The organism is Mycobacterium sp. E3298 (assembly GCF_001666895.1).
GTDB lineage: Bacteria > Actinomycetota > Actinomycetes > Mycobacteriales > Mycobacteriaceae > Mycobacterium.
In genome coordinates this window covers 1-11928 of record NZ_LZJB01000225.1, presented here as the reverse complement: position 1 = coordinate 11928, position 11928 = coordinate 1, and the positions used below count along the sequence as shown (strand labels likewise).

Here is an 11928-nt window from a genome sequence, read left to right as displayed (position 1 = left end):
GGATCAGCGCCGACGACCCGGCCATCGACAGACCGACGGCGGCGTTGTTGGTCGACCTGACCTGCTTCTGCGCCGACAGGTACGCGGGCAGCTCGCTGGTCAGGAAGGTCTCCCACTTGTAGGTGGTGCAGCCGGCCTTGCCGCAGGCGGGCTTGTACCAGTCGGAGTAGAAGCTGGACTGGCCACCGACGGGCATGACGACCGAGATTCCGGACTGGTTGTACCACTCGAACGCCGGGGTGTTGATGTCCCAGCCGTTGAAGTCGTCCTGCGCGCGCATACCGTCGAGCAGGTACAGCGCGGGCGAGTTGGCCCCACCGCTTTGGAACTGAACCTTGATATCGCGGCCCATCCCCGCGGAAGGAACCTGCAGGTATTCCACCGGCAGACCGGGGCGCGAGAAGGCACCAGCGGTCGCCGAGCCCCCCACGGCGCCAATCAGGCCCGAGAGCAGCGCCGCGCCAGCGGCCGCCACCACGAGCCGCCGCGGCATACCTGCCACGGCGCCGCGAAACCTGTCGACAAGCGTCATCCTTGCTTCCTCATCCTTCTCGGCGCGCCCGTCAACCGGGCGCGTCATGTTTTGGGTCGTACTGCATACGATCTCCGCGCAGCAGTGCTCGTGTAGTCAACCACACCTTCCGGCGCCCGGTCGCATCGAGGCGGCCACCGAAAGCCTCACTGGGCCCGCTTTACCCGGCGCTTTCCAGGCGAAACGCCCGCCCCGGAATCCGGGTTTTCGCATGTGCTTGAGCCTTATTGCCAGCTGGTAACGGCCCAAATGTGATGTTGCTGGCAATTTTTCACGGGGCCGGCTTGAAGACAATTTTGAGATTGGTCGAAAATTCTTCTGCCCTGGGCTTACTCGCGAGGTGGCGGCGGGGCCTCTTCGGGCACCGGCAGCCCGCATCTGGCCAGCTCGTAGCGCGGCACACGGTCTATCCGGTATTTGGTGAATTCATAGGAATGCAGCAGGTTCGACAGGAACCTGTGCGGGGTCATCGGGGCGCGCACCGAACTCAGCACCGCCTCGGTCTCGGGACATTTGAGGGCGGTCACCGCCTCGGCGACCCACTGCTGGTCCAGATAACCCGGAATGCCGGGATACAACTTCACCCACGGACCGTCGGCGATCACCCAGTCCGGGAAGAGGTTCTTGTCGTGCCCGATGCGGCCGTGCTGCAACCGTTCCGTGTGTTGCGCAAGCGGATTCGCCAGTCCGATCTGGTCGATCACCCTGACATCGAGCCCGACATTCATGCCGACCATGCCGAGGTTGGTGAAAAACACTGCGTGCTGCGGTTTTTGGGGTTGCTTGTCGGGCCCCGGTTGCGCCATCGGCACGAGGTCCCACTGGATGTAATTTCCCGACGGCAGCAGTAACGCCCCGTCGGGAGTGTTGTCGAGCGCCGTCAGGATGGCCGCCATCCTGGGATACCCCAGGTAGTCGGCGGCGGTGAGCGGATGCGCGTGCCCGGTGGCCTGCGCGTAGAAGCGCCGCTCGTCGACGATTCCGGAGTAGCTGACGTGGGTGGCGTCGTCGCCCATCCCCGGCGAATTCGCCGCCCACAGCGACCAACCGGCCACACCCAGCCAGAGCGCGCCGGCCGCGCCGGCCACCCAGTAGCCCGTCTCCCGCGAATAGTCCTGTCCATCCGGAATGGCCAGCGGGATCACGGCGACCGGGGCCAGCAAGCAGAACAACGGCGCCAACAGCACCCGCCCGTGCATGAAGTCGCCGCCCTGCCGGATCCAGTAGAGCGCTTGCAGCAGGCCGCTCACCACAACGAAAGCCACGACGGCGGGCGGGCTTTGAACCGCCCTGGCCACCCGCCCGTAGTTCGGGGCGAAGGCGGGCCGCAAAAACGACGGCCGGCGGCGCGCCGCGAGAAGCAGCAGCCCCAGCGGCACGAGGAGCACCACCGGCACCCACACCGCGTAGGGCGCGTCGAAGTTCGACAGGTAGATCATGCCCTGGGACCACTTGTCGCCCGCCGCGTCCTTGGCCAGCGCGGTCCCGGGCACCAGCAGGCCGTAGTAGCCCATCCGGAAGATCTCGTAGCCGACGGGCAGCAGCCCACCGGCCAGCACGATCAGCACCCGGCGCCCCCAGGTCCGCGCCGCGATCAGCATCATGATCAGGGCCAACCCGCCCATCAGGGCCAGGTCGGGCCGGACCAAGACGCTGAAACCGGCCACGAACGCCAGCGCACCGATGAAGAGTTTGTGATCCGGGCGGTTCCGCACCGGCTGGCCCCAGCAGACCATCATCCACCACAGCAGCCCGAGGTAAGCCAGCGTCAGCCCGCTCTCCAGACCGGAGGTGGCGAAGTCACGTGCGGGCGGAAGCGCGACGTAGACCAACGCGCCGGCGGGCAGCATGACGGCCCTGCGGCCGCGCAGGCTGGGTGCGTACAACCGGGCGGCTCCCAGCATGAGCAGGGCGACGCCCAGCACCGAGAGCGTCAGGGCCAGCGCGAGCGCCACGTATTCCATCCGCATCGGCCCGCCCACCCAACTGCCGGCGTACATCAGGTAGGTCCAGGCCGTGGAGGTGTTGGCCTCCACCCGCTCACCCTGGTTGAAGACCGGCCCGTTGCCGGCGAGCAGGTTGCGCACCGTGCGCAACACGATGAGCCCGTCGTCGGCGATCCAGCGCCGCTGCCAAGCACCCCAGGCGAACAGGACGGAGACCACCGTCACGCTGATCCACAGGGTGACCCGCACCAGGGTCGTGTAAGGGAACACCGGCCAGCCCAACCGCCTGATGGCCGGCCGGCTGCGCATCATGCGCGCTTTGAGGGCCTGCAGTTCGGGGCTAACCGAAGGCAACGGCGGCTCCAAGCGTCGCGATCCACGCGAGGAAAAGCAGCTGCAACACCCGGTCGCGCAGCGCGATGTCTTCGGGCTCGCCGGCCAGCCCGCCGTCGACGTCGACGGCGTAGCGCAGGATCGCGATGGTGAACGGCACCATGGACACCGCGAACCACGATCCCGAGTGGCGGTCGCGCTCGAACGCCCACAACCCGTAGCAGAGCACCACGGCGGTGGCCGACATCGTCCAGACGAACCGCAGATAGGTGCTGGTGTAGCTCTCCAGGGACTTGCGGATCGCGGCGCCGGTGCGCTCGGCGACCTGCAGCTCGGCGTACCGCTTGCCCGCCACCATGAACAGCGACGCGAACGCCGCGGTCAGCAAGAACCATTGCGACAGCGGGATGCCGGTGGCGGCGCCACCGGCTATGGCGCGCAGCAGGTACGCCGACGACACGATGCAGATGTCCATCACCGCTTGGTGTTTCAGACCGAAACAATAGGCAAGCTGCATGCCGAGGTAGACGGCCATCACGACCGCCAGGTCCGGCGTCAGCCACCACGCGAGCCCCAGCGAGCCCGCCCCGAGAACCAGCGCCAGGGTGTACGCCAGCCACTCGGGCACCACACCCGCGGCGATCGGGCGGAATCTCTTGGTGGGGTGCTCGCGGTCGGCGTCGACGTCGCGCACGTCGTTGACCAGATAGATCGACGAGGCCGCCAGGCAGAACACCACGAACGCCACCGAGACCTTGGTCAGCACGTCGGCGTAGTTGTAGTGCACCGGGCCGCCCAACGCGGCCACCGGTGCCGCCAGCACCAGGACGTTCTTCACCCACTGCCGCGGGCGGATCGCCTTGACGACCCCGACCACCACGTTGCCCGGGGGCCCGGTCACCACGTCCTCACTCATTCGCCCAGACCTTCCGCGCCCGGCCCTCTAGCCGAACGGTGATTCGCGCGACAGTGGCGCCGAGGACGATGCCGCAGGCCACGTCGCTGGGATAGTGCACCCCGAGCAGCATCCGCGACACTGCCATCGGGGGAACCAGGAGGGCGGGCAGCGGCAGGCCGGTGATCCGGCCCATCAGGATGGCCGCGGCCGTGGTCGAGGTGGCGTGGGCCGAGGGGAAACTCAGCCGGCTGGGGGTGCCGACGTTCACGACGACGGCCGGATCGTGCGGCCGCTGGCGCCGCACCACCCGCTTGACCAGCACGGCGGCGGCGTGCGCGGCGAACGCGCCCGCGCCGGCGACCAGCCAGTCCCGACGCCGCCTCGGCGCCAGCAGCGCGCCGACCGCCGCCACGGCCAGCCAGCCGAGGCTGTGCTCGCCGAAATGGGACAGGCCGCGCGCCGTCGTCAACGCACCGGGGCGGTCGGCGAGCGCGGCTTGCACGGCCACCAGAGCGGCGACCTCGCCGCGCGGGGTGGCCGATTCAGCCATGCTCTCGCTCGGCGTGCGCGGGCAGCAGCGCCATCTCCCATTTCTGCTTGCTGGACAGCACCGGCAGCGCGTCCCGGTACGTTTTGCGCATCTCGTCGAAGCGGCTCGCCAGGAGGCGCTGCCGGCGCAGCGAGGCGAACAGCAGTTGGAACATCTTGCGCCGGTCGCGTTGCCGGTAGACCACGCCGCACCCGTCGGCCGTCGTCACGGTGACGCCGTCGACCGTGCACAGCCGGAACCAGCGGGCGTCCTGGGTCGGCACGTTGAATTCGGGGCGCCGGTGGGCCTCGGGGTCGGCCTTGGTCGCGTTGTGCAGGATGCCGCGGGCCAGCCGGTAACCGATCGACAGCGGGTTCACTGGCGGCTTCATCGCCTTGGTCTTGTGCGACGGCGCCGGGAGTTGGCTCGCGGCCGGCAGCACCACCGCGTCCGGGTACTCCTTGCGCAACCGATGCACCTCGGGCAGGGCGGATTCCAGGATCGAGAAGATGTGCTCCGGGCCCGCGAGGAAGTCGTCGATGGCCCGGTTCTGGATCGCTACCGTCGAATATTCAAGGCAGGCAAGGTGTTTCAGCGTTGCCTTCAGGTGGCTGCGGACCAGTCCGGTGATGTCGCCGTCCCAGTGCATCGCGGCGACCACCAGGCGATTGCGCAGGTGGTAGTAGGCCTGCCAGTCGATGGCGTCGTCCTTGTCACTCCAGGCCATGTGCCAGATCGCCGCGCCGGGCAAGGTGACGGTCGGGTACCCGTGCTCGCCGGCGCGCAGACCGTATTCGGCGTCGTCCCATTTGATGAACAGCGGTAGCGGCTGGCCCAGTTCCTCGGCGACCTGCCGGGGGATCATGCACGTCCACCAGCCGTTGAAGTCGACGTCGATGCGCCGGTGCAGCAGGGCGCTTCGAACATTCTTGTCGTTCAACGGATATTCGGCGAAGTCGTGGTCGTACTCGGCGTGCGGGGCGGCGGTCCACATGAAGTTCGACTGGTTGACGACCTCGCCCATGATGTGCAGGTGCGAGGGCTCCTGCAGGTTGAGCATCTGACCGCCGATCAGCATCGGCGTCTTGGCGAAGCGGTGCAGGGCCAACACCCGCAGGATCGAGTCGGGCTCGATGCGGATGTCGTCGTCCATGAACAGAATCTGTTGGCAGTCCGTGTTTTTCAGCGCCTCGTACATCACCCGGCTGTAACCGCCCGAGCCGCCGAGGTTGGGCTGGTTGTGGATGGACAGCCGATTGCCCAGCCCCGCGGCCGCGGCGGGGAAGTCCGGGTGGTCGCGCACCTTTCGGGTGCCCTGGTCGGGGACGATCACCGCCCCGATCACCGCGTCCACCAACGGATCTGCGGTCAGGTCGGCCAGCGCGTTGACGCAGTCGGCGGGCCGGTTGAACGTCGGGATGCCGACGGCGACGTTGGCCGTGCCCGGCGCGGGCTCGGTCGCATACCAGCCACCGCTCACCAGGTTCACCGCGGTGTCGGTGGTGATGTCGAACCAGATCCAGCCGCCGTCCTCGAACGGCTTGAGCGGCACCTCGATCTCGACGACGGCCGGTTGATCGTCGGTGCCGACGAATTGGCGGCCCTCCACGGAGATTCGTACCCCGGTGGCCTTGGTGCGGTACAGGTCGACGCGCCCGGTTCCGGTGAGCTCGACTCGCAACACCACCGACGTGCAGATCGACCAGCGGCGCCAGTAACTGGCCGGGAACGCGTTGAAGTACGTGGCGAACGACACTTCGGACTCTTTGCCGATCTCGAGCGAGGTTCGGCTGGTCGCGTGGGCACGCCGCGCGTTGGTGGTCGATTCCTCCAGATACAGCTTGCGCACGTCGAGGGGCTCACCCGGACGCGGCAGGATGATTCTGGAAAGCAGGCTTACAGCGGTCATCCCCCCGCGCCTTCCTCCACTAGTGCTGTGCCGTCGCGCAGGTGTGGCGCGAGGACGTTGTCGTACATGTTGAGCGCGCTGGCGATCGCCATGTGCATGTCCAGGTATTGGTAGGTCCCCAGCCGGCCACCGAACAGCACCTTCGATGACGCGGTCTCGGCCTTCGCCCGCGCCCGGTAGGCGGCCAGCAGCGCACGGTCGGCCTCGGTGTTGATCGGATAGTAGGGCTCGTCGTCGTCTTCGGCGAACCTCGAGAACTCCCGCATGATGACCGTCTTGTCGGTCGGATAGTCACGCTCGGGGTGGAAGTGGCGGAACTCGTGAATGCGGGTGTAGGGGATCTCGAGATCGTTGTAGTTCATCACCGGCGTGCCTTGGAAGTCGCCGCACTCGGTCAGCACCTCGAGCTCGAAATCCAAGGTGCGCCAGCCCAACCGGCCTTCGGCGTAGTTGAAGTAGCGGTCCAGCGGGCCGGTGTAGACGACCGGTGCATCGGGACTGTCCGCGCGCAACTTGTCGCGGACGTCGAACCAGTCGATGTCCAGCCGGACCTCGATGCGGTCGTCGGCGGCCATGTTCTGCAGCCACGCCGTGTACCCGTCGGCCGGCAGCCCCTCGTAGGTGTCGCTGAAGTATCGGTTGTCGAAGGTGTAGCGCACGGGCAGCCGGGTGATGTTGGCGGCCGGCAATTCCTTGGGATCGGTCTGCCACTGCTTGGCGGTGTAGCCCTTGACGAACGCCTCGTACAGCGGGCGCCCGATCAGCGAGATCGCCTTCTCCTCGAGGTTCTGCGCGTCCTCGGTCTTGATCTCGGCGGCCTGGTCGGCGATCAGGCGGCGGGCTTCGTCCGGGGTGAAGTACCTGCCGAAGAACTGTGACACCAGGCCCAGACCCATCGGGAATTGGTAGGCCTGCCCGTTGTGCATGGCGAACACGCGGTGTTGGTAGTTGGTGAAGTCGGTGAACTGACGCACGTAGTCCCAGACCCTCTTATTAGAGGTGTGGAACAGGTGGGCGCCGTATTTGTGGACCTCGATACCGGTCTGCGGCTCGGCTTCCGAATAGGCGTTCCCCCCGATGTGCGGGCGGCGCTCCACGACGAGCACGCGCTTCCCGAGTTGGGTAGCCACGCGCTCGGCAATGGTCAGGCCGAAGAATCCAGAGCCGACGACGAGGAGGTCAAAGCGAGCGGTCATCGGTTGCTTAGGGTATCCGACGGCGTCGGCCTAACCCATTTGGCGAGGCCAGGGAGTCCGCGATCGGTCGTGTGGCGACGATTCGGGACTGTCGAACCCGGCGATCACGGTCCGGGTCGCAATTACCTCACGAATCAATATCGCCACTCTAGTCACAGCATTCTCACTCGTACCATCGACTCTGTGTGGTTGTCGGCGGCTAGAAACCGGCAAGGCCGCACTGACACAACACAGTTGAACATTGAGTTGTCCAGATTGAGGAGACTTCCGTGCCGAACCGACGCCGACGCAAGCTTTCGACAGCCATGAGCGCGGTCGCCGCCCTGGCAGTGGCGAGTCCTTGCGCATACTTCCTTGTCTACGAATCGACGGCGGGCAACAAACCGGCCGAGCACCACGACTTCAAGCAGGCGGCGGTAATGACCGACCTGCCGGGCGAGCTGATGGGCGCCTTGTCGCAGGGGCTGTCGCAATTCGGGATCAACCTGCCCCCGGTGCCCGCGCTGAGCGGGGGCGCGACCAGCACTCCGGGCCTGGCCAGCCCCGGCCTGGGCACTCCGGGCCTCGGGACTCCAGGGCTCACGAGCCCTGGTCTGACCAGTCCGGGCCTGACCAGCCCCGGCCTCACCAGCCCCGGCCTGACCAGCCCCGGTTTGACGAGCCCCAGTTTGACCAGCCCGGCTCTGACCAGCCCGGGCCTGGCGCCGACCGCGACGCCGGGTCTCACCGCGCCCGGCGCGCTGCCGACCACCCCGGGCGCCGGAGTGGCGACCCCGGGTGAGGGGCTCAACCCCGCGCTGTCCAACCCCGGGCTGACCAGCCCGGCCGGGGTCACGCCCGGGCTGACGAGCCCGACGGCTGCCGGTGAGGTGCCAATCACGGCCCCGGCCAGCCTGGACCCGGGCGCCGACGGTACCTACCCGATCCTGGGCGACCCGTCGTCCTTCGGTAACGGTTCACCGATTGGTGGTGGCACCGGCCTCGGCGGCGGCGGCGGAAGCTCCAGCAGCGGCGGCGGTGGCCTGGTCAACGACGTGATGCAGGCCGCCAACCAGCTCGGCGCCGGTCAGGCGATCGACCTGCTCAAGGGCCTGGTCATGCCGGCGATCACGCAGGGTCTGCACGGCGGGGCGGGTGCAGCCGGTGCGCTTCCGGGCGCCGCCGGTGCGCTGCCGGGTGCCGCGGGCGCCCTCCCGGGTGCCGCCGGTGCCTTGCCGGCCGCTGCCGGTGCGCTGCCGGCCGCCGCCGGTGCGCTGCCGGGTGCCGCGGGCGCCCTCCCGGGTGCCGCGGGCGCCCTGCCGGGTGCCGCCGCGGGCGCCCTGCCGGCTGCCGCCGGCGCGGCACCGGTCCTGCCACCCGTCTAGACCTTCAGGAAACCCTCCAACCAGACGGCACCGCAGATTCTTCTGCGGTGCCGTCGAATTTGGCGCAGTTTCGTCGCGCCCAGGTCGTGTCGTCTCATCATTAACATTAGAAACACAAGTAACATCGGCTGGTGTCTCCTAGTCGTGGGCCGACGACATTGCTCACCGCCATCGCGGCGACCGTCGTCATCGTCTCCTGGGTGGCCGACACCACGCGCGATCGCGGCACTGCCAGTCCGCCGCCGACCCACGACACCCAGCTGACCGAACAGCCGCTGGTCGGGTTGGGCGGCGGTGTCACGGTTCGCCAGATCAGCCAGGACACCCCGTTCTCTCTCGTCGCGCTCACGGGCGACCTGGCAGGCACCTCGACCAGGGTGCGGGCGCGGCGGCCGGACGGTTCGTGGGGGCCCTGGTACCAGACCGAGTACGAGACGGCGGCGCCCGACGGGGCGACGGCAGCCGGATCGCTCGAGGGGCCGCGCGGAACCGACCCGGTGTTCGTCGGCACCACCACCACCGTCGAGATCGCGGTCACGCGTCCGATGGATGCGCCGCCGACCCTGGGGGCCCCACCCGTCGGCGGGGGACCATCACCCGCGCCCCCCCGCGAGACCGATCTGGGCTACAAACCGGCGTCCCGGGAACAACCCTTCGGGCAGAACATCTCCGCCATCCTCATCTCCCCGCCGCAAGCACCGGCCAAAGCCCAGTGGACGCCACCCTCGGGCGTGCTGATGCCCGGCCAGGCCCCCGCCATCATCAGCCGGGCGGAATGGGGTGCCGACGAGTCGCTGCGTTGCGGTAGTCCGCAGTACGACAACGGCGTTCGTGCCGCCGTCGTACACCACACGGCGGGCAGCAACGACTACTCGCCGCTGGAATCGGCCGGGATCGTCAAGGCCATCTACACCTATCACAGCAAGACCTTGGGCTGGTGCGACATCGCCTACAACGCCCTGGTCGACAAGTACGGCCAGGTGTTCGAGGGCAGCGCCGGGGGGCTGACCAAAGCGGTCGAGGCCTTCCACACCGGCGGATTCAACCGCAACACCTGGGGCGTGGCGATGATCGGCAACTTCGACGACGTACCCCCCACGCCGATCCAGCTGCGCACCCTGGGCCGGCTGCTGGGCTGGCGCCTGGGCCTGGACAACGTCGACCCCAAGGGCACCGTGTCGCTGGAGTCGGCGGGTAGCCACTACACCACCTTCCCGGCCGGTTCCGTCGCGACGCTGCCCACGATCTTCACGCACCGCGACGTCGGCAACACCGATTGCCCGGGCAACGCCGCCTACGCGCTGATGGACGAAGTACGCGACGTCGCTTCGCATTTCAACGATCCGCCGGAGGAACTGATCAAGGCCCTGCAGGGCGGCGCGATCTACGACCACTGGCAGGCGATGGGCGGCATGAACAGCGTACTGGGCGCGCCCACGTCCCCCGAGGACAGCGCGGAGGGTGACGCGCGGTACGTCACCTTCGCCCGGGGCGCGATGTATTGGTCGCCGGAAACCGGCGCCCAGCCGGTCACCGGCGCGATTTACGACGCCTGGGCGTCGCTGAGCTACGAACGCGGACCGCTCGGGTTGCCGACCAGCGCCGAACTTCAAGAGCCGCTGCAGATTACGCAGAATTTCCAACACGGAACGCTGAACTACGAGCGGCTCACCGGCAACGTCACCGAGGTCGCGGAGGGGATCATCACGCCGCTCTCGACGCAATCACCGAGCGGCCCCACCGTGCCGCCCGAACACTTCTCGTTACCGGCGCACCCGTCTGCCACCTAGCCGGTCCCGGCAGTCGCTAGAGCCACCAGCGCTCGAGCACCCGCCCCACCCCGTCGTCGTTGTTGACAGCGGTGACCTCGTCGGCGGCGGCCAGCACGTCGGGATGGGCGTTGCCCATCGCCACGCCATGACCCGCCCAGCGCAGCATGGGCAAGTCGTTGGGCATGTCGCCGAACGCCAGTACCTCCTCGCTGCCGATCTGCAGGGGCCTGGCGATCTCGTCCACGCCGGTGGCCTTGCTGGTGCCCAGCGGCACGATCTCCACGAGACCGTTGTTGGTGGAGTAGGTGATATCGCCCTCGATGCCGACGTGCTTGGCCAGCTCGGCGGCCATATCGGCGCTGCGTGCCCCGCTTCGGCGGATGAGCAGCTTGATCGCGGGCGCACTGAGCAGGTCCTCGATCGACACCTCGGTGTTGTCCGGGTTCAGCCACGCGTGCTCGTAGCCCGGTGAGCTGATGAACTGGGGGGTCGCCGTGTCGTGGGCGCGTTCGCCGATTCGCTCGACGGCCAGGCCCGCGCCCGGGATGACGCGCGTCGCCAGCTCCGCAAGCTCGGCCAGCGTGTCGACGGGCAGCGTCCGCGTCGAGACCACCCGGTCCGTGGCGGGGTCGTAGACGACGGCGCCGTTGGCGCACACCGCGATTGGCGCGAAGCCCAGCGCGTCGACGACGGGGCGTATCCACCGTGGCGGCCGGCCGGTCGCCACGACGAACGTCGCGCCGGCATCGACGGCGGCGCGCACGGCATCGCGGGTACGCGGGGTGATGGTTTCGTTGTCGTCGAACAGGGTGCCGTCGACGTCGCAGGCTATTAGCGCCGGCTGGGTCACGTTGACGTCATCTGGTCAATGCACTCCGCTCTGGTCCTGTCCGGGTCGGGTCACGCCGTCCGTGCCGTATTTCTGCATCCGCGCCTGCAACTCCGACAAGCGGATCGCCCGGGAATCGTCCTGGGTGGGCGCGGCGCCGCCGAGCCGCCTCGGGACCCAGAATTCACCCTCCGGGTGGGGGTATTCCTCCTGTACCTGATACAGCAACGCATTCATCGACTGGCGCAGCGCCGCGTTGAGCTGTTCGGGCGTGCCGTGCGGCGGCAGCGGCCGGCCTGCGGCGACGGTGATCGGAACCTTGTTGCGCCACACCTTCTTTGGATGGTCCTTGGGCCAAATCCGATGGGCACCCCAGACGATCACCGGAACGATCGGCACCTGGGCGTCCAGCGCCATCCGGGCCGCACCAACGGGAACGGCGCGCTCGAGCTGGCCACGCAGCGCCTGCGGCAGGGCGAGCTCATCGGGATGCACCCCGAAGCCACGATCAGCCGCAGTTTCGAGCTGCGCGAGTTCAAGAGCGGTGCGGCCCGGATGGCGCTGGACGCCCAGGTGCCGATCGTTCCGGTGATCGTCTGGGGTGCCCATCGGATTTGGCC

At 68.2% G+C, this 11928-nt stretch carries 9 protein-coding genes and 2 pseudogenes; 3 read left to right on the top strand and 8 right to left on the bottom strand.

Going from position 1 to position 11928, the window contains the following annotated elements; genetic code table 11:
• From A9X05_RS10405 to glf, 6 genes are all read right to left on the bottom strand, one after another.
• A partial coding sequence (locus A9X05_RS10405; RefSeq protein WP_197499002.1) for an alpha/beta hydrolase-fold protein occupies nt 1-532 on the bottom strand: 532 nt, incomplete at its 3' end.
• 329 nt (nt 533-861) lie between these two features.
• Nucleotides 862-2832 carry a terminal beta-(1->2)-arabinofuranosyltransferase gene (gene aftB / locus A9X05_RS10400; RefSeq protein ID WP_304442295.1) on the bottom strand — a complete coding sequence of 657 codons (1971 nt, stop codon included), beginning with the start codon at nt 2830-2832 and terminating at the stop codon, nt 862-864.
• On the bottom strand, nt 2819-3727 hold the full coding sequence (locus A9X05_RS10395; RefSeq protein WP_067760237.1) for a decaprenyl-phosphate phosphoribosyltransferase: 909 nt from the start codon (nt 3725-3727) through the stop codon (nt 2819-2821). The genes aftB and A9X05_RS10395 overlap by 14 nt, the downstream gene beginning before the upstream one ends.
• A complete protein-coding gene (locus A9X05_RS10390; RefSeq protein ID WP_067760239.1) occupies nt 3720-4259 on the bottom strand; it encodes a phosphatase PAP2 family protein in 540 nt (179 codons plus the stop codon). The genes A9X05_RS10395 and A9X05_RS10390 overlap by 8 nt, the downstream gene beginning before the upstream one ends.
• The gene (locus A9X05_RS10385; protein ID WP_067760242.1) at nt 4252-6147 is read right to left on the bottom strand and encodes a glycosyltransferase; all 1896 of its coding nucleotides are present in this window, start codon (nt 6145-6147) and stop codon (nt 4252-4254) included. Before A9X05_RS10385 ends, A9X05_RS10390 begins: the two co-directional genes overlap by 8 nt.
• Entirely contained in the window at nt 6144-7343 is a 1200-nt protein-coding gene (gene glf / locus A9X05_RS10380) for a UDP-galactopyranose mutase (protein WP_067781086.1), read from the bottom strand. The genes A9X05_RS10385 and glf overlap by 4 nt, the downstream gene beginning before the upstream one ends.
• 269 nt (nt 7344-7612) lie before the next feature.
• On the opposite strand from glf, the gene A9X05_RS10375 reads away from it, so the two are divergent.
• Entirely contained in the window at nt 7613-8707 is a 1095-nt protein-coding gene (locus A9X05_RS10375) for a PirG (RefSeq protein ID WP_197499001.1), read from the top strand.
• A 131-nt stretch (nt 8708-8838) separates the two neighbouring features.
• A complete protein-coding gene (locus A9X05_RS10370) occupies nt 8839-10497 on the top strand; it encodes an LGFP repeat-containing protein (RefSeq protein WP_197499000.1) in 1659 nt (552 codons plus the stop codon).
• A 16-nt stretch (nt 10498-10513) separates the two neighbouring features.
• Here the strand turns inward: A9X05_RS10370 and A9X05_RS10365 are convergent, their stop codons facing one another.
• Nucleotides 10514-11329, bottom strand: a complete 816-nt coding sequence (locus tag A9X05_RS10365) for a Cof-type HAD-IIB family hydrolase (protein ID WP_067760248.1) — start codon at nt 11327-11329, stop codon at nt 10514-10516.
• Nucleotides 11330-11344: 15 nt separating this feature from the next.
• Nucleotides 11345-11737: pseudogene (locus tag A9X05_RS30990) on the bottom strand (lysophospholipid acyltransferase family protein); the annotation flags it as partial.
• Between the two features lie 21 nt (nt 11738-11758).
• Between A9X05_RS30990 and A9X05_RS30985 the strand changes: the two are divergent.
• Nucleotides 11759-11928 (top strand): annotated as a pseudogene (locus tag A9X05_RS30985) (lysophospholipid acyltransferase family protein); the annotation flags it as partial.